The sequence below is a fragment of the Neobacillus drentensis genome (assembly GCF_036962125.1).
GTDB lineage: Bacteria > Bacillota > Bacilli > Bacillales > Cytobacillaceae > Neobacillus > Neobacillus drentensis_B.
Map to the genome: position 1 here is coordinate 1 of NZ_JBALOA010000024.1, position 17,601 is coordinate 17,601.

The following is a 17,601-nucleotide window of genomic DNA, read 5'->3' on the forward strand; positions in this document are numbered from 1 at the left end:
CCAATTATACGATGGAACCATCCAACATAAATGGATGAGATTACACCAAATTCGCTACCAAGTAAACATCCTACCCTACGATTTGGTTTGGTATATAACTTCTATCTTAATGATTTTTATCGGCATCGTTCTCCTCGTTCGTACCGGTACCAAATCTAAACAAACAGGAGTAACAGAGAACAATGCTCCTAAATAATCATATTAAACTTGATACAGGGCTCAATCTATTGGTTCCCCAACTGATTTTATCGCTGCCGTTTATCCTGGCTTTAGTTATTTATCTCATCGCTTTTGTCATAACAAAACGGCGGAGGAAAACATGGCCATTACATCGGCTGTTCTTATGGATTGCTGGTATTTCTTGTACAATAATTACGGTTGCCGGGCCACTCGCAGCTCGTTCACATCAAGATTTTACGGCGCATATGCTCGGCCACCTCCTGCTCGGGATGCTTGCACCACTTTTAATGGTTCTTGCACGCCCAATGACTCTGCTCCTTAGAACAATGGAGGTAAAGCAAGCTCGGATGTTAATCAGTATTCTAAAAAGTAAACCCCTTCGATTGCTTTGCCATCCAATAATCGTCTCTCTCCTTAATGTTGGCGGCCTGTGGATTCTTTATCTGACGAGTCTATTTCAAACCATGCATCATAATGGATGGCTTCATATTTTAGTTCACCTGCATGTTTTCCTCGCAGGCTATTTTTTCACAGGGGCCTTTATATATGCGGACCCACAGCCCCACCGGACGGGATTTCTCTATCGGTCAATTGTACTGATCCTCGCCTTGGCATGCCATAGCATCTTGTCAAAATATATTTATGCTCATCCTCCATTGGGAGTTCCGATTAACCAAGCCAAAACGGGCGGATTGCTTATGTACTATGGTGGTGATGTGATTGAACTGATGCTAATTACAATCCTTTGTTATCAATGGTACAAAGATTCGCGGCCACGAACATTTGCCGATTATCACAAAATGGGTAATTGAAAAGACTGTCCCTAAAACTCTTGGGGCAGCCCTTGTCTGATTACATACTTTTCTCTTCCTCTAAACTATTTAAATAATAATCCACCAACTCTGGATATTCCTTAATTTCTTCTATCCCCTTCTCAGTTATGACATAAGTACCTCGTTTAATTCGGTCAAACCAGCCATAATAGTTTTTTGTAAGGATGGATGAAGTGTTCTTTCCTGAACCCAATTGGATTAATTTCCGCGGTGATAAGGGACCTAAATTCTCAAGATAACTGGCAATTTGGATACAATTTTCTTTATAAGCTGTCATAATCTTGGTCCGATTACTGCCGCCCACATTGTAGTCGGCACTTCTTCCGTTAATTTCCTTCAGAATAGACCCAAGCTTTAGTTTGTTTTTCCTGCGCTGAAAGGGAGTGGGCTCGAAAATAATTTCCGCTTTGCCGCGTTTTCCGGGACTCGAAACAACAATTAATCCCAGTTCCAGCCTGCGAATCAAATGGCATTTGTCTATCCATTGTTTCGAATTCAAACGATGTTTGGGTTTCGGAATCGCCACATAAACTTGATCTGTCATTCGCTGTCGTTTGGCTGCCTGTATAAGTAAATCCACAGTTAAGTTCAGTTTTAATTCGATAATAACTACCTGCTCATCTTTGACCGCAACAATATCACAGTCTTTCACTTCCCCATAAACCTGGTACCCTTCACGGACAAAATAGGTCTGAATGGGTTTATATAAATCTCTTTCTTGCAGCATTTTTGTTTCATTCATTTGCGCTCACAAATCCCTGTTATTTTTTAAGGTCTTGATTCTTCCAAAAGTCATATATCAATTTTTGAAAAATTTCATTTAGACTTTTCTTTTTTTGCTTTTTTAACCATTCCACTTGGTCAATTGGCAGGTTTAATTTTAGACTAACATCCTCATTCGGCATTTCGACTTTTCTTATATCTTCGATTGTGATTCCCTCTTCTAAGTTCGAAAACCACGCATCATTTTCATTTACCCGATTGAAATCCTCATATTCATGAAGATCATCGATTCCACAGAATAAGTTAAGCTGTGGCAATCCGCCTGTTAGAATTTTTACATGCATAATCGAATGGATCATTCTACCATCTTCTAATTCTATCTCAACAATTAGGTTTTCAATCGTTTTATATTTCTTTATAGCAATCTCACTGACAATCAAATCCAATTCTAACGTAAGGCCCGAACTCGATTCAAAAATGTAGATTGCGCTTCTAAAAATATGAATACCTTCACCATCGATTGTGACTGATTTTACAACGACCATTAACCTATCCTCCATAACAGTTGTTTCATCTATAGTAATGCATCTATTTAATTTAAATTTACCATAATATCGTGAGACCGTTGTATTTTTAAGATAATTTTTATGTCATTGGGGAATATTAGTAGTGGCTATTTATTGGAAAGAGGTGACTAAGTCAATGAATCAAGATTTTACGATTGATCCGAACCAACTGCCTAAATTCACTAGTCATGAGGAAGCAAGAGATTGGTTTAAAGGGCAATATGGCGATCGATTTTTACTAAGAATGACCGATATGAAAGACGGAAGACGTGTAAATTTCTATCATCTCGTAAAAGATCCTGAGGTCTACAAGCCATATATGGAAAGCTTCGCCAGTGTGGTTCAGCATGAAATCACCAACATCGATGTTTTTAAAAGCTATACAACCATTGAGATTGATGAAAATGGACATGTTGAAGTTAAGGATTAATGCGAGAGTTTTACCAAGTATAATGCCAGGATGATTTACCCATCCTGGCATTTTACTTTTTATTTACGGCCTCAGCAAAAACAAATAAATCACGGTAATACTTTTGTACCTCCGTAATTGAGATATCATGCGAACTTAGTAAGTCGATGGTATCCCTGTTCAAACAGCAGCCATCACAGATTTTTTTCCAAACAGGCGTTAACCAATCCTGGAGGGAAGATAAAAACTGATTTTGCATCTTCACATGCTCAAATAAAAGAATTTTTCCCTCAGGCTTACAGACTCGCTTCATTTCTAAGATCGCTTTCTCCGGATTTGGGATTGTACAAAATACAAGAGTTGCCACAACTGTATCGAAAGTATTCGCTGCAAAAGGCAGTTCTTCCGCACTTGCCTGAACGATTTCGATGGGAATCACTGCTTGCTTCTGTTTAGAAAATGATTGCTCAATCATATACTGACTCGGTTCGATTGCAGTCACTGTTGCAGCTACATTATAGAAAGGAAAATTAATGCCTGTACCCGAGCCCAATTCAAGGACATTTCCTGTTGCCTGTGAAAGAAGTTCCTTTCGAATCCTCTTAAACTTCTTTTTTTCTAATGGATTCATAAAAAAGTCATACCAGTTTGCAAATAAACGACTCAAAATTTTCAACTCCAAATAGAAAACCAAAATCAATTTTTCAAAATTTTTATTGCTTTTGACAAAAGACCGTTTGCCGTCCCTCTTGTTCATTTTCTTCAAAAAAGAGAATCTTCCAATCTCCAAATACTATTTTAAGCTCATGGGGCTGAAGTTTATGTTGTGCAGATACCCCTTCATTCTCCGTCTGAGGCACATGATAGAAGGTTTCCATAAATAGAAAGCCCCTGTCTTTAATGATCTCCTTCACCATCGGAAAAAGAGAGCGATCCAGATAATATGAAATGACAACGAGGTCAAAAGAATGGTTTAGCAAGTTAAGATGATTCAAATCGGTAAGATCACATACCCGAGGTTGAATATTGAGATGATTCTTTGTAGCATATTCGTAAAGATAATTGATCGCAACATCCGAAATATCAAGGGACTCGACTTGATAGTTCATGCCTGCAAGGAACAGACTATTTCCCCCGAGACCACAAGCAAGATCCAGTGCAATTCCTCCATTGAGATAGGCAAACTGATTTTTCAACCTGGGATTTGGTACTGGTTCCATCATGTTATTCATGCGTTCCTTATATTTCGCATTCCATTTCGTTTTACTGTCCATTTTACAAACTCCTCAATATTGCTCTTAATGGATACCTATAAAGATAGAACAACTTCAATCTAAAACGTACAACATCCTATTGAAAATGTCCATAATAGTCGTTACAAATGTATTGAAAGTGACGAAACAAAAAGTGGCCACCATTCGAGGAAAATGGTGACCGGTGCTGCACTAATTATTTTGCTGGCTGCATCAATGTCGCTTCATACTCCGACAATGCTTCATCCAACATACGAAGTCCTTCATCTATTTGTTCCTTTGTCACGATTAACGGAGGAATCATCCGAATGACTTCCCCATGATTTCCACAGAGATAGAATAAAACACCTTTTTCAAGCGCGAGGTCAAGGATTTTTAACAATCCTTCTCCATTCGGTCCACCTGTCACTGGGTCAATGATTTCAATCCCAATCATTAAGCCCACCGAGCGGATGCTCCCGATTACAGGGTGTCGTTCTTTGATTTTTTCTAGCTCCTGAACAGCATAACTCCCCATATTCCTAGTATTTTCAAGCAGGTTTTCCTCTTTCATTACTTCTAACGTAGCCAATCCGACTGAACATGCAATCGGGTTCCCGCCAAATGTTGTCCCATGACTGCCTAATGGCCATTGTTTCATTAATTCAGCGGAAGAAACTGTAGCGCTAAGCGGCAGACCATTGGCAATTCCTTTGGCAATTGCCATAATATCCGGGGTTACATCAAAGGTTTGGGCTGCGAACCATTGACCTGTGCGGCCGAATCCCGTTTGAACTTCATCAAAAATCAGCAAAATATTATGGCGGTCACAGATTTCACGAACCTTTTTTAACCAGCCCTTCGGCGGTACAATATAACCGCCTTCACCGAGTACCGGTTCTAAAATAACACAGGCTACCTCTTCAGGTGTGACTTGATGACTAAATAATGACGCGAAATCTTTTTCTAATTTCTCAATCACATAGGTCTCTGGATCCATGCCTTCTGGACATTCTTTCACATTCGCATAAGGAACTTGATAAGTTAGGCCCGATGGCTGAATGAATTTTCGATATTTACTTTTTGAGGTAGTAACACTTAATGCCCCTAACGAACGGCCATGGAAACAGCCGGTAAAGGAAATGACATACGGACGTTTCGTCACATATTTTGCTAGTTTAAGAGCACCCTCAATTGCTTCTGTCCCACTATTGGCAAAGAAAAAGCAATCTAAATCGCCAGGTAAAATTTCGGCGAGTTCATCAGCTAATCGTAAAATGGACTCATACATAATTACACCAGATGGACCGTGCATCAAGCCATCGGCAGCATCTTTAATCGCTTGGACCACCTTAGGATGTCGGTGTCCGACATTTGTTACTGCTATCCCAGACGTGAAATCAAGATATTTCTTTCCGTCCACCCCAAAATAATAACAGCCTTCCTCTTTTACCACTGGTAGATTTGGATGATCCTTTGCCATGCTCGGTGCCAGGCGATTTGGCATATTTTTCACCAAGTGATCCCATTTGTTCTCCATACTTTGACCTCCGTATTTGTAATCCCAATCTGTATTGAACTATTCTCTATTTAATCGCCTTCAGACTTTCATCTCGAATCAGCGACAATAATTCTTCTTTGTATTCCGCGAACTCGACGGTAGCTTTCACACTAAAATCCCTAGGTCTTTCCAAGGCAATCGGGATCTTTTTCTTTAAACGTCCTGGTCGTGCCGTCATCACATATACCGAATCTGCTAAAAAGATCGATTCGTCGACATCATGGGTAATAAATAAAATCGTCTTTTTGGACTCTTCCCATGCTTTTAAGAGGACTTCCTGCATAATGTTCCGTGTTTGGGCATCTAATGCTCCGAATGGTTCATCCATTAATAATATTTTCGGGTCGTTTGCTAATGCCCTGGCAATCGCAACGCGCTGTTTCATCCCGCCCGATAATTGAATCGGGAAATGATTTTCAAATCCCTCTAAGCCAATTAATTGCAGATAGTGCCCGGCGATATCGTTTCTTTCTTTTTGAGCAACACCCTTAAGCTTTAAACCAAAGGTAATATTGTCCTTCACGGATAACCAAGGAAATAATGTATAGGATTGAAATACCATCCCGCGATCCGGTCCAGGTCCATGGATTTCCTGGCCATCAAGAAGGACTTGGCCGGAAGTTGCCTCTTCTAAACCTGCAACAATCCGTAAAACGGTCGACTTCCCACAGCCTGAAGGCCCTAAAATCGTAACAAATTCGCCTTCCGCAATCGAAAAGGTGGTTTTTTCTAAGGCAGTCGTTTCCCCTTTTTTGGTTTTAAAGACTTTTCCTACTTCATTAATTTCTAACTTGGGGGTGCTTGATACTATTTTAGGTTCAACTATTATTTCTCTTTCTTTAACTTGCAATTGAGGCGTTACCATCTAGAAACCATCCTTTCTCATCCAAGAAAATGAAGCCTTGTAAATGGCTTTAAAGAGAATATCTGTAATCAGCCCCAACAACCCAATAATCAAGATGCCTACGATGATTTTATCTGGCTGTAGAAAACGTGAGGCCTGCATGATCATATACCCTAAGCCACTGGAAGCACCAACAATTTCAGCGACCACTAAATAGGTCCACGCCCAGCCGAAGGTGATTCGAAGCGTATCAACAATTCCTGGTAAAGAGGCAGGTAGGATTACCTTTGTAAACACTTGGGCCTTTTTTGCTCCCAGGGTGTAGGAAACATCCACTAAATCATTTTGAACATTCTTGGTGACGTCCATAATCATCAACGTCAATTGAAAAAACGTTCCAAGGAAAATAACACTCATCTTTTCTGTCTCACCCAGACCAATCCATAGAATAAGGAGTGGAATAAACGCAGATGCCGGCATATAGCGAATGAATCCAATAATTGGTTCAAATGCACCCTCCATAATCCGGAGGGAACCCATTAAGATCCCTAATGGAATCCCAATAATGGCAGCGGCAAGAAAACCGAAAAGAACCCTGGTAAAACTGATCCCAATATCAGAAAGAATGTCACCATTAACAAACATATCAACCGCTGTCTTTAAAACAGCAGATGGAGAGGGTAAGAATAACGGATTAACAAGTTGCCCATAACTGAGTACAGACCAAACTAATAGAAAAATAATAAATGTGATAAAGCCCGCAGACGTATAAAATAATTTTGGGATTTCCTTATTAGGAATAAACAATTTTGCGATCAATTTTTCTCACCTATTTTCTTTTTGCGTCTATTTTGTAAAAAAGCCTAACTGATGAGGGCCAAAAGCATCTCATGAGTCAGGCTGACCAATGTGAATCCTAAAACTAACTTAAAAGGTATTACTTTTGGAAACTCGGATTAATGATATCCTCTGCTTTTGGCTCTGTTTTAAGTAGTTTTTGTTCCTTGTAAAATGAAATCGCATTTTCTGTAGATTGATAGATCGAACCTTTTGCGCTTTCAGTTCCAAATAACTTTTCGTTATCCTCTTTGGAGAAGAATTTCAAACCAGTGACTGTACCTTCAAATTCCTTAACGTCAATATTCAAACCTTTAGCCATGATTTCGTCGGCTTCTTTTTCATGGTCTTTCCAGTAAGTCATTGCTTCACCCATCGCTTTTACAAAAGCTTGAACATCTTTCGGGCGATTCTTGATCACATCTTCTTTAAAGCTAACCGTATCGACAATGATTCCTGATAAATCTTTGGTTGTTAACAAAATTTTTCCGTTAGCTTGTGCTCCTTTTGATAACCAAGGCTCCCATGTAACAGCGGCATCCACTTTACCAGCGGCAAAAGCAGCACCTGCATCACCTGCAGACATTTGAACAACCTTAACATCTGCTTCTGTTAATCCGCCTTGCTTTAAAGCTTGCAATGCTAACATATGACTGGTTGAACCCACTTCAAAGGCAACTTGCTTGCCCTTTAAATCTTTCACACTATTAATTCCCTTTTTTACGAGGATCCCATCTCCGCCGTAAGAATCATCCAATAACCAAACCACTTGAACAGGAATTTCAGAAGCGGCCAAGGAAACTTGCACATCAAGCGCGGTTGCCATTCCATCGATTTTCCCACTAGCTAATGCTTGTTTACGCTCACCTAATCCCTCAACAATCGAAAGATCAACATCAATTCCATTCTTTTTGAAAAAACCCTTTTCCTTTGCTAAAAATAACGGACCATATCCTGTCCAGGTTGGCAGGGTTACCTTTAATGGTTCAGACGACTTTCCAGCCTGTGAACTACTTGCCGGTTCCCTTTTCCCACATGCCGCCAGTGCGAATAATAACATGAGCGAACAAACTACCAATAACCATTTTTTCATCTTATTTTCCCCCTTATTTTATATACATCTGTAAACATATTTTCATAGATTCAATCTTTAATTACTTAGACCGCAGGAATTTCACTTAACATCCCATTTCCTAATTCGTCGGCCTGACGAACGGCATCAATCACCATTTGTGGTGTAACCTCAAATGGCATATTCGCCATTTCTTCAATGGTAACGGTAAATTCACCAAGCTTCTGCCACTGACTTTCAGTTAAGTTTGTTATTCCCATTTGTCTTAAAGTAAAAGGAAGCCCAACTTCCTGGTAATAACCAATTAACGTTTTCAGTTCATCCTCACTTGTATTTTCCATACACAACTGGGCAAGAATCCCAAAGGCAACAATTTCCCCATGATAGGTTTCGTGAACTTCAGGAAAAATCGTTAACCCTGAATAGATAGCATGGGCCCCGGCTGTTCGGCAGTCATCCCCACCATATCCGCTGACACTGCCACTGACTAAAATAATCGTATCAATGACATCCTCTAACTCTTTTGTCACTGTTTGGGTTTGAACAGACGTGACAGCATTTTTGCCAATTTGAAGCAGGGTTTGATACACCTTTCCTGCGATCGCAACAGCCGTCTGATTTAAGATGTTAGGGACCGCTTTTTTCACAGAGGCTTGGGTCTCAAACCATTTAGCCAATGTATCTCCAATTCCCGCGATTAAAAAGCGTACCGGTGCCTTCGTGATGATTTCCGAATCTACCAAGACTAAATCAGGTGCCTTGGACTTTCGTTCAATCCCAATAAATTCCCCATCATCGCTATAAAGAATGGCAATCGGCGTAGCTGCTGCACAGGTTGCAGCGATGGTTGGGATAGCAACTAACGGTTTGTTCAGTTGATAGGCAACCGCTTTAACTGTATCAATGGATTTGCCTCCACCCGTCGTAATAAGAACATCAACATTGGCATCTTTTAATTCAGCTGTTAATCGATCGATATTCGCTTGAGATGATTCTCCCCCATACCAAAGCGATTGTTTTAATAAAATCTCATGCTCTGTCAAACTCTTTCTTAATGAATCTTCTACCAGACCTCTACTAATTTGGCCACCAATCAGAGCGGCTGTTTTTCCAAACTTTTTTATGTAGCTTCCCGCATCTTCTAGTAAACTCTTATTTCTAATATATTGAGCTGGTCCCACCGTTACTTTCATATTACCCTCCGAATCCCCGAAAATTATTTAAAAATGAATAATATTCTTTAAATATAAATACTTGTCTATTTTATGTCAATATATTTTCTAAATATTCCATAATCAAATGAATATACAAAATTAAAAATAAAAATGCATCAGAAACGTTATTTAAAGATATTTCCATTTATTATTCCTGTATAAATATAATCAACGATCGATTTCAAACTTGCGTATTTCCCTCCTTTCATAAAGGATTTCGATCCATTGGGAGTTCCTTTGGTTGCCAACTCACATACTAGAAATAGTGCAAGTTCTGTGCCAATTTTAATCAATTCCGTATTTTTCGAGTTTTCTAAACACAGAAGGTTGACTTACCCCTAAAGCTTGTGCCATATGGATGGTCGTTTTATATTGTTTCCTTGCTTTTACTAACACTTGCTTTTCAACACTTTCAAGAATTTCATTTAAGGTACGGCTTTTATCATCGACAAATGTCTCATCTGTATAAGACTTGCGAAAATGTAGAGGGACGTTTTCGATTTCAATCAGTTGTTTCGGGGAAGTGACTACCAGTCTTTCAATTAAATTGATTAATTCACGGACATTTCCTTTCCACTCTTGTGTTAATAACAGATGCAAAACACCTTCATCAAGGCTTCGTTCACGGTGATACTTTTTTGAAAAATACGTTAAAAAGTATTCAATTAACGGGATAATATCGGTTGAGCGCTTTCTTAACGGTGGGATAGTGACGGGTACAACATTTAAACGGAAGTAGAGGTCATGTCTAAAGGTTTTTTCTTCTACAGCTTTCTCTAAATCTCTGTTTGTTGCGGCTAGAATTCGGAAATCAACCGTTCGAAGCTTCGTTCCCCCCACACGATAATATTGCTTTTCCTGAATGAATTTGAGGATTTTCACTTGATTGGTTAACGATAACTCACCAATTTCATCCAAAAATAATGTCCCGCCCTCTGCAAGCTCCGCTAGTCCGATCTTCCCTTTTGAATTCGCACCAGTGAATGCCCCTGACTCATACCCGAAAAATTCGGCCTCAAACAAAGCCTCAGGGATTGCGCCACAGTTCACCTCGATAAACGGGCCGGCTTTGCGAGAACTTTTTTTATGAATGAATTTCGCAATATGTGATTTTCCAACCCCGGTTTCGCCCAGCAGCAATACATTGACATCAATCTCCGCCACTTGCAGGGCAAGCTGGAGGACTTTTTTCATTTCTGTACTCGTTGCGATCATTCCATCTGAATCAAATTGAAGATTTCTGAGCATTTCCAGTTCACTTTTCACTCGTTCCATTTCGTCTTCAATGTCTGTTAAGTATTTTTTCATGTTCAGTAACTCGGTAACGTCATGTGAATAACTGACAATCCGCACTAATTGATTGTTAGAATCAAATACAGGAATCCCCGTAACAAGTAACTTTTCTCCCTTATTAGTTGTTTGAACAAGGGTGATTTTCTTTTTTTCTTTAATAACCAATGGTGTCAAAATCGGCGTAAAAACCCCTTCTTTTTCAAGTTCATACACCGAACGACCGACCATTTCATTGGACTTCATATTGTAAATTCCTTCAGTTGCTTCGCTAACTTTTAAAATAATCCCATCTGTATCGGTGACTAAAATATCGTCTTGTAATGAGTGCAAAATGGCTTCATTTTCATTCCAATCTTTTTTTTCATCACTCACCATACCCCTCCTTTCTAGAACTTAGTCAAAGCACCATATTATTCAATTTTGAATAGAAAACTTGGTAAACTTCTTGATAGTACAGTTATATCAGATAATTTATAAAATTTATACTTTTTTGAATAAATTATTCGATTTTGTATACTAAAGGTCTTTCATAATTGTTTGGGCTCAGTTGACTTCTTTTATGTTAAACTAGCAATATTATATAAATTGAGGATGATGAATCTTGAATAATAGAATTGCTTTATCTTGGAGTGGCGGGAAGGATTGTTGTATGGCTTTAGATACCCTAGTATCGCAGGGGTTTGAAGTAGTTTGTTTGGTTACAACTGTTCCTAAAGAACTTGGACGCACATTTGGACATGGTGAGCGAACGGAAATGATTAAACTACAAGGTGAGGCATTAAACTTACCTGTTCATTTTATCGAATGTACATACGAAAACTATACAAGTCAATTTATCAAAGCAGTACAATCCTTGAAAAATCAATTCAATATTACTGGAATTGCTTACGGAGATTTGTATCTAGATGAACATCGGGAGTGGGGAGAAAAAGTGGCAGCCGCTGCAGATGTCGAGGCATTGTATCCATTATGGATGAAAAAGGAAGACGCCTTACAATCTTTAGGTAAATTTGTCCAATCGGGTTATGAAGCAATCGTGATTCGTGTAAGAGAAGTTCTATTAGATGACACCTGGTTGGGTAGAATCATCGATGAATCCTTCCTTCAAGATGTCCAAAAGACTATGATTTGTCCGATGGGAGAAGCGGGTGAATATCATACTTTTGTCTATGATGGACCACTATTTTCGAAAAAAATCCAGCTGGAAAATGGAGAATTAATCCAGCTGGAAACAACAAAGAAACTAGAATTTAAGAGTTATTGTCTTATTAAAAAAGAATCCCAATTATAATCCAACAAACTTCCTTGTAACCAAAAAGAGAGAATCAGCTTTAAACTGATTCTCTCTTTCTTTTTAAGCATATCGTTTGAAAAAATCTTTTCAATTTAGTCTGACACCCTATTTTATTCAGAAGCTCTTGGACTGCTTTCAAATCTGCCTTTTTTATGGGAACCATCACAGAACGGCTTTTTGTTGGAGAGCCCACAACGGCATAAATAAACTTTTGCCTTTTTAGGATACTCATTTCCAGCTGCATCCTTAATCTGAAATTCACCACTTACTTCCAGCGGGCCATTATCATTAATTTTAATTTGATTATCCATTATTATCACATCTCCTTAGTTTTTGATTAATGAAAAAAATTCAGAACGTAAATCCGCGTGTGTTTCAAATACCCCGTTAATGCTAGTAGTGGTGGTAAACGTGGAAGATTTTTTCGTCCCACGGCTGCACATACACATATGCTTGGCTTCCACTACGACCAAAGTTCCCTCTGGCTCTAAAACCTCTTCCATGGCCGCAGCTATCTGCGAAGTGAGTCGCTCTTGCACCTGAAATCGTTTCGCATACCCATCCACCATACGGCCGATTTTCGATAAACCCGTGATTTTCTCTTTAGGAAGATAACCTACATGGGCAACGCCAAAAAATGGAGAAAAATGATGTTCACACATTGAAAAGAATTCAATTTCTTTTACTAAAATTAGCCCCTTATGTTCGATATCAAACGTCTTTTCGAGGTGGAGTTTCGGATCTTCATGATAACCTTCCGTGTATTCAAGGAATGCTTTCAATACCCTAAAAGGAGTATCTTGCAAGCCATCTCGATCAGGGTCATCTCCACACAGCTTAATTAATTGTCTAATCGCCGAGGTAAATAAATTTACATCCATTAAATTCCGGTGGTTATCCTCTGCATGGGGTTTAAACAAACTGGGGAACTTCTTTGATAATAAAAGTAATTGATCACTTGTCATTACACATCATCCTTTGACATGATATTGGAGGGTTCATCCTCGATGATTAAACAAGGGGTGTTCGGACCCACTTGCTGATCTAGTTGAACACGAAAAGCACAGCAGCCATCACCATTCTGAAGTCGTAGCTCCCTTACGACCTTACATCCAAGCAATTGGGTAAAGACTGAACTAGTTACACTGCACAGGATGGGACGCTTGAGAGCAACATTATGAAAGGGGCAATTGCGCTCAATCAGGTAATAATCTTTACCCTTTTTGACAACTTCCATATAATCGTCATCTTTTGCATAAAAATTTTTAAGAACTATTAATCTTTCAATTGTAGTAAGCCCCTGCAATTTTGGTTCCCATTCACGGATCCTTTCATCAATCATCGCGCTAAGCATAGCTTTAAGTGCATTCATACCAAGATGATTGACCAACGTGTCAAGAACTTCAATCGTTAGGTGATCATAGTTTTTTTCAAAGAGATGTTCCCCAGCTGTCGTTAATTGATAACGGATATGCGGGCGACCAATTCCATTCTGCTTTTCAGTAATCCGTATAACCCAGCCATCTTTTTCTAAATGGAGGAGGTGCTGCCGAACTGCCTCTGCAGAAATGTCTAATTTGGAGGCAAGTTCACTCATAGAAGAAGCGCCGTTAGTTTTAATCGCACGAACAATTCTTCTTCTTGGTTCTGATAAATGTTCGGCCTGAAAACTCAAGATCTCCCCTCCTTGAACCATCTTTCTTAAATGTATATTCAGGAAGTTTTCGAATAGTTCAAGTTTTTTATTGAAAAAATAGAAAAAGTCATTTTAAACAAAAAAATCCCTAATGAAGGGACTTACTTAAAATCTATTTATTAATCCCAACCCAATAACTGCTTTGCTTCTGATTGGACTTTATCTTCGAAAAGTTTACGAATGCGACTCGATGAGATGATTTCCCCAGAGGCACACCTTACCGGCTCTAAAATATGAACGGCAAATTCTTCTTTTAATAAGTCAACATTTCCCTTCCGTTTGACACCATATTTAAAGTCATTTCCGACCCATATTCCGAGTGGATTTAATTTTTGGAGTTCATCATGAAAGTCCCCTGCTTTGCGCGATGCATATAGAGTGTCAAATGGTGCAATTACAACATGTTGGACACCCAAACATCTTAGTCTATTTAGTTTCTCAGGCAAGGGAGTTAAAAGTCTCACTTCTTGAAAAAACACCCTAGGCGGGGGATCAAAAGTATAAACAACAAAAGGTATTTGAAGATTCTCCGCATGACGACGTGCACTGTTAATTAATTTTTGATGACCTTTATGCACACCATCAAATCCACCGATTGCCACAATCGAAGCTGATAATTGTAACGTGTCAAAAGTGTGAATTTTCAATATATCACACCCCTCTTTCTCAAGATAACTGAAGCGAACGGTTCGTTTGAAAATTGATGACAAGCTATTCCAATGAGTCGTTCACCTCAGTCTCTTATAACAATCGCAGACTCTCTCTTAATAATTTAGTTAAAAGGTTCTGTTTACTGATTAAAACGGTAGGTCCACGCCCGCTTCTTTTAATAAATCCTGATATTCTTTCATCATTTCCTTTCCATTATAGCCTTTCTTATTAGCGTCTTCGACCCAGGCATCCCACGCTACCTTGGACTTACTTTTGAGAGATTCGATATCTTTATCCGCCAAGGTAGTTACTCCACCTTTTCCTTTTACAATATCAGTAAACTTCTTCATCGAGGTGCTATTATCTTCGATTTGGACGTCCAACACCAATTGCGCCAAGGCAGGATTCAAGTCATCTTTAAACAATGTTTTCAAATCATCCGGGAGCTGATCATAAATAGTCTTATTCATAACCGGTACCATTTGAATCGCCTTATAAGGAAGATCGACTACATATGGAACTACTTCATTTAGGGATGTATCAATCGCTCTGCTTAAAGAAGTAACACTTATGTCTATAATTCCTTTTTGAAGAGATTCATAATGCTCTTCTGCCGTTACAGAAACTGGAACGGCTCCCCACGCTTTGATCGTATCTGCCTCACTGCTGCCAACCGCACGGATTTTTTTGTTTTTTAGCGATTCAAATTTCTTAATTGGTTTCGTGCTAAATATATAGGAAGGAACTGCTGCTGAAATCCCCATTATCTGGACATCTTTCCCCATATCCTGTATATATTTTCCTGCAAATTTATTAACGATTTCATTATTTTTTTTAATATCGTCCGATCCTGCAAAAGGAAGGTCACCTATCGTTAAAGGAAACAATTCAGATTGCATCACATACGGGGTCCAAACCAATCCGACCTCATACACACCGCCTTTTACATCATTTAAAACGGTGTCGGTCCCACCAAGTGCACTGCCATGATACAAGTTTACTTTCACTCTTCCGTTCGTTTTTTCTTCGACAAGCTTCTTCCATGGCTCAAATACCCCCGTGGCATAAATGCCAGTACTTGGTCCCGTATTATTGACATTTAATTCAATGACTTTAGAATTATTACCCTTGGAATCTGAAGCATTCCCATTTGTTTCTTTACCACCGCCGCAAGCAGCTAACACTAGTGTGAGTGCCATCAAGAAACTTCCCATTTTAATTAATTTGTTCCATTTTTTCATACGTACTTGCACCTTCCTTTAATAGGTTTAGTCAAAATCTACACAAATTAACTTTTACTTTCTCTATCCGATCATTTGACTAGGAAGCCACAGAGCAATTTCCGGGAACATGTAAAGTAAGACGATGATGACTAACATTGGCAGTAAAAATAAAGTAGCACCTTTATAAATTTTGCCAATCTTCAATTCGGGCACCGTCCCGTTTAAAACCATAATGTTCATTCCATACGGCGGTGAAATGAGGGCCATTTCTACTAAAATACAGAGCACAATACCGAACCAAACCAAATCATGTCCTAAAGAACTCATAATCGGTATAACAAATGGCACCGTTATAACAACAGCTGCTAAGGAATCCATCACCATTCCCAACAGAATATACATAATGACAATAAGGGTAAACATCGCTAACGGTGAAATATCCAAACCTAACAGAAATGATGATGCTGCGATTGGCACTTTAGAAATGGCTAACAGATAACTAAAAAGAAACCCTGACAGGAGGATGGCATAGATAAATCCAGAATTACGAACCGTTCTCAAAATGGTTTCTGTGAAAATTGACCAGGTCAGCTTCCTTTTGGCAGCAGCGATTATTGTAGAACACATGGCACCTATTCCTGCTGCTTCTGTTGGGCCAAATAGTCCGATAAACATGCCGCCGATGACAATAATAAATAAGACAAGAATCCACATCGTACTTTTTAAGGAGATAATCCGTTCCTTCCAAGAGACCTTTTCCCCTTTAGGGGCCAATTCTGATTTGGATAAGACGGCAATGTAGATCGTAAGGATGAAAAGAAGTGCCAGCAAAACCCCTGGAATAATCGCCGCTAAAAGCAGATTCCCAATCGATTCTTCTGTCAGCATGCCGTAGACAATCAGGAATGAACTTGGCGGTATTAAAATACCTAAGGTTCCTCCAGCGACAATTGAACCTCCAGCTAAGCTGTTATCATATTTATTATTCATCATTTCCTTCGCAGCCATCTGGCCAATCGTCGCTGTGTTTGCGATACTGGAACCTGATGCCGCCGCGAATACAGCGGAAGCGCCAATTGTCGCCATACTTAATCCACCTTTAAATCTGCCCAGCCATTTTTGGAATGTTGAATATAGCTCACTACTAATTCCTGTAAAAGTAAGCATTTCACCCATCCATAAGAACATCGGGATGACACTTAGCGAATAACTAAAGCTGTGGGTCCAAATATTGGATTCCACTGAAGTAGCTAAAACTGTCCAATCCCTAAGGTAAAAAATACCGATAACCGCTGGTAACATCATCGAAATGACGATTGGTACACGCAGCATCATAAGAACTAACATAACAACCAGTGCCAATATTCCTACCATTTCAGCCGACATTGCTGTTTTCCTCCCTTCCTAGTTCGATCATTGCTGCCTCTTTCTCAATCCCGCTAAAATATTTAATCATCCTGTTAAGCGCTTCCAATCCCCAGACTAAAAAACCTAAAGAGACAACAAATTTTAGAATGTAGATTGGAAACTCCAGCATTAACGTTTCTTCTTTGGTTATTTGAAAATCATGGAGGGCTGAACCCATAAAAATATAGGCAATAATGAAGCAAAGGACAGCAGTTGCAAAATTTCCAAACAGATCAATCGTGTTTTGAATCCATTTTGGTAAGTGGTCGACGATGATGCCTATCTTAATATGTTTGTCCCCAGCTTCCGTGTAAGCAAAAGTGAACATAATCAGTCCGATTAGTAAAATCTGAACAACCTCAACAGCGCCCACTATCGGATGCCCCAAAAACTGAAACACTACGCCAACAACAATGGCCAGCATCATAATGACTAGAACAAACGATGCAATCCATAAAGTGATACGAGTCAAAGTGTCAAGTACTTTCGATATAACGACCACTTACTCTCCTCCTGCCATAAAAAAATGACGATTAACAAACTATTGTTTTTGACCAATATAGAAA

Annotated in this window: 21 protein-coding genes; 4 read left to right on the top strand and 17 right to left on the bottom strand. The window is 39.2% G+C overall.

Annotated features, from left to right (window positions below; all coding sequences use genetic code 11):
• Together V7121_RS19310 and V7121_RS19315 are read left to right on the top strand one after the other, a co-directional pair.
• Positions 1-196 (top strand): DUF2243 domain-containing protein (locus V7121_RS19310; protein WP_335547491.1); only part of this gene is annotated, 196 nt, incomplete at its 5' end.
• Positions 183-992 (top strand): cytochrome c oxidase assembly protein, encoded by an 810-nt coding sequence (locus V7121_RS19315; protein WP_335547493.1) that lies wholly within the window; start codon positions 183-185, stop codon positions 990-992. The genes V7121_RS19310 and V7121_RS19315, both read left to right, overlap by 14 nt.
• 40 nt (positions 993-1,032) lie before the next feature.
• On the opposite strand, the gene V7121_RS19320 is transcribed toward V7121_RS19315, so the two are convergent.
• Together V7121_RS19320 and V7121_RS19325 are read right to left on the bottom strand one after the other, a co-directional pair.
• A complete protein-coding gene (locus tag V7121_RS19320) occupies positions 1,033-1,755 on the bottom strand; it encodes a DUF2161 domain-containing phosphodiesterase (RefSeq protein WP_335547496.1) in 723 nt (240 codons plus the stop codon).
• 19 nt (positions 1,756-1,774) lie between these two features.
• The gene (locus V7121_RS19325; RefSeq protein WP_335547497.1) at positions 1,775-2,281 is read right to left on the bottom strand and encodes a hypothetical protein; all 507 of its coding nucleotides are present in this window, start codon (positions 2,279-2,281) and stop codon (positions 1,775-1,777) included.
• A 157-nt stretch (positions 2,282-2,438) separates the two neighbouring features.
• On the opposite strand from V7121_RS19325, the gene V7121_RS19330 reads away from it, so the two are divergent.
• Positions 2,439-2,732, top strand: coding sequence for a hypothetical protein (locus V7121_RS19330; RefSeq protein ID WP_335497495.1), 294 nt, complete (start codon positions 2,439-2,441; stop codon positions 2,730-2,732).
• A gap of 52 nt (positions 2,733-2,784) precedes the next feature.
• Here the strand turns inward: V7121_RS19330 and V7121_RS19335 are convergent, their stop codons facing one another.
• The 8 genes from V7121_RS19335 to V7121_RS19370 all read right to left on the bottom strand — a co-directional run bounded on the left by V7121_RS19335 (position 2,785) and on the right by V7121_RS19370 (position 11,136).
• Positions 2,785-3,378 (bottom strand): class I SAM-dependent methyltransferase, encoded by a 594-nt coding sequence (locus V7121_RS19335; RefSeq protein WP_335497494.1) that lies wholly within the window; start codon positions 3,376-3,378, stop codon positions 2,785-2,787.
• Positions 3,379-3,424: 46 nt separating this feature from the next.
• The gene (locus tag V7121_RS19340; RefSeq protein ID WP_335547500.1) at positions 3,425-3,985 is read right to left on the bottom strand and encodes a class I SAM-dependent methyltransferase; all 561 of its coding nucleotides are present in this window, start codon (positions 3,983-3,985) and stop codon (positions 3,425-3,427) included.
• Positions 3,986-4,160: 175 nt separating this feature from the next.
• Positions 4,161-5,483, bottom strand: coding sequence for an aspartate aminotransferase family protein (locus tag V7121_RS19345; RefSeq protein ID WP_335497489.1), 1,323 nt, complete (start codon positions 5,481-5,483; stop codon positions 4,161-4,163).
• 46 nt (positions 5,484-5,529) lie between these two features.
• Entirely contained in the window at positions 5,530-6,369 is an 840-nt protein-coding gene (locus V7121_RS19350; RefSeq protein WP_335547502.1) for an ABC transporter ATP-binding protein, read from the bottom strand.
• A complete protein-coding gene (locus tag V7121_RS19355; RefSeq protein WP_335547504.1) occupies positions 6,370-7,167 on the bottom strand; it encodes an ABC transporter permease in 798 nt (265 codons plus the stop codon).
• 118 nt (positions 7,168-7,285) lie between these two features.
• Positions 7,286-8,278, bottom strand: a complete 993-nt coding sequence (locus tag V7121_RS19360) for an ABC transporter substrate-binding protein (protein ID WP_335547506.1) — start codon at positions 8,276-8,278, stop codon at positions 7,286-7,288.
• Positions 8,279-8,343: 65 nt separating this feature from the next.
• Entirely contained in the window at positions 8,344-9,450 is a 1,107-nt protein-coding gene (locus V7121_RS19365) for an iron-containing alcohol dehydrogenase family protein (RefSeq protein ID WP_335547507.1), read from the bottom strand.
• A gap of 306 nt (positions 9,451-9,756) precedes the next feature.
• Positions 9,757-11,136: a sigma-54 interaction domain-containing protein gene (locus tag V7121_RS19370; RefSeq protein ID WP_335547509.1), complete on the bottom strand. Its 1,380-nt coding sequence runs from the start codon at positions 11,134-11,136 to the stop codon at positions 9,757-9,759.
• A 229-nt stretch (positions 11,137-11,365) separates the two neighbouring features.
• Between V7121_RS19370 and V7121_RS19375 the strand changes: the two genes are divergently transcribed.
• Positions 11,366-12,055 carry a diphthine--ammonia ligase gene (locus tag V7121_RS19375; RefSeq protein ID WP_335497478.1) on the top strand — a complete coding sequence of 230 codons (690 nt, stop codon included), beginning with the start codon at positions 11,366-11,368 and terminating at the stop codon, positions 12,053-12,055.
• A 113-nt stretch (positions 12,056-12,168) separates the two neighbouring features.
• Here the strand turns inward: V7121_RS19375 and V7121_RS19380 are convergent, their stop codons facing one another.
• The 7 genes from V7121_RS19380 to V7121_RS19410 form a co-directional block, all read right to left on the bottom strand.
• Positions 12,169-12,369 (bottom strand): CDGSH iron-sulfur domain-containing protein, encoded by a 201-nt coding sequence (locus tag V7121_RS19380; protein ID WP_335497476.1) that lies wholly within the window; start codon positions 12,367-12,369, stop codon positions 12,169-12,171.
• Between the two features lie 15 nt (positions 12,370-12,384).
• Positions 12,385-13,023: a GTP cyclohydrolase I FolE gene (gene folE, locus V7121_RS19385; RefSeq protein ID WP_335497475.1), complete on the bottom strand. Its 639-nt coding sequence runs from the start codon at positions 13,021-13,023 to the stop codon at positions 12,385-12,387.
• Complete coding sequence (locus V7121_RS19390; protein ID WP_335497473.1) at positions 13,023-13,733, bottom strand: helix-turn-helix transcriptional regulator; 711 nt, start codon at positions 13,731-13,733, stop codon at positions 13,023-13,025. The genes folE and V7121_RS19390 overlap by 1 nt, the downstream gene beginning before the upstream one ends.
• Positions 13,734-13,873: 140 nt before the next feature.
• Entirely contained in the window at positions 13,874-14,401 is a 528-nt protein-coding gene (locus V7121_RS19395; protein ID WP_335547511.1) for an FAD synthetase family protein, read from the bottom strand.
• Positions 14,402-14,551: 150 nt separating this feature from the next.
• The gene (locus tag V7121_RS19400; protein WP_335497470.1) at positions 14,552-15,646 is read right to left on the bottom strand and encodes a TRAP transporter substrate-binding protein; all 1,095 of its coding nucleotides are present in this window, start codon (positions 15,644-15,646) and stop codon (positions 14,552-14,554) included.
• A gap of 63 nt (positions 15,647-15,709) precedes the next feature.
• Positions 15,710-17,014 carry a TRAP transporter large permease gene (locus V7121_RS19405; protein WP_335497468.1) on the bottom strand — a complete coding sequence of 435 codons (1,305 nt, stop codon included), beginning with the start codon at positions 17,012-17,014 and terminating at the stop codon, positions 15,710-15,712.
• Entirely contained in the window at positions 17,004-17,537 is a 534-nt protein-coding gene (locus V7121_RS19410) for a TRAP transporter small permease (RefSeq protein ID WP_335497466.1), read from the bottom strand. Before V7121_RS19410 ends, V7121_RS19405 begins: the two co-directional genes overlap by 11 nt.
• Between the last annotated feature and the right edge of the window lie 64 nt (positions 17,538-17,601).

What these genes read in the sequence shown, in the direction of transcription:
- V7121_RS19350 (WP_335547502.1), bottom strand. Translation starts at nt 6,369, where the DNA reads ATGGTAACGCCTCAATTGCAAGTTAAAGAAAGAGAAATAATAGTTGAA.
- V7121_RS19325 (WP_335547497.1), bottom strand. Translation starts at nt 2,281, where the DNA reads ATGGTCGTTGTAAAATCAGTCACAATCGATGGTGAAGGTATTCATATT.
- V7121_RS19380 (WP_335497476.1), bottom strand. Translation starts at nt 12,369, where the DNA reads ATGGATAATCAAATTAAAATTAATGATAATGGCCCGCTGGAAGTAAGT.
- V7121_RS19320 (WP_335547496.1), bottom strand. Translation starts at nt 1,755, where the DNA reads ATGAATGAAACAAAAATGCTGCAAGAAAGAGATTTATATAAACCCATT.
- V7121_RS19330 (WP_335497495.1), top strand. Translation starts at nt 2,439, where the DNA reads ATGAATCAAGATTTTACGATTGATCCGAACCAACTGCCTAAATTCACT.
- folE (WP_335497475.1), bottom strand. Translation starts at nt 13,023, where the DNA reads ATGACAAGTGATCAATTACTTTTATTATCAAAGAAGTTCCCCAGTTTG.
- V7121_RS19340 (WP_335547500.1), bottom strand. Translation starts at nt 3,985, where the DNA reads ATGGACAGTAAAACGAAATGGAATGCGAAATATAAGGAACGCATGAAT.
- V7121_RS19345 (WP_335497489.1), bottom strand. Translation starts at nt 5,483, where the DNA reads ATGGAGAACAAATGGGATCACTTGGTGAAAAATATGCCAAATCGCCTG.
- V7121_RS19360 (WP_335547506.1), bottom strand. Translation starts at nt 8,278, where the DNA reads ATGAAAAAATGGTTATTGGTAGTTTGTTCGCTCATGTTATTATTCGCA.
- V7121_RS19365 (WP_335547507.1), bottom strand. Translation starts at nt 9,450, where the DNA reads ATGAAAGTAACGGTGGGACCAGCTCAATATATTAGAAATAAGAGTTTA.
- V7121_RS19400 (WP_335497470.1), bottom strand. Translation starts at nt 15,646, where the DNA reads ATGAAAAAATGGAACAAATTAATTAAAATGGGAAGTTTCTTGATGGCA.
- V7121_RS19405 (WP_335497468.1), bottom strand. Translation starts at nt 17,014, where the DNA reads ATGTCGGCTGAAATGGTAGGAATATTGGCACTGGTTGTTATGTTAGTT.
- V7121_RS19315 (WP_335547493.1), top strand. Translation starts at nt 183, where the DNA reads ATGCTCCTAAATAATCATATTAAACTTGATACAGGGCTCAATCTATTG.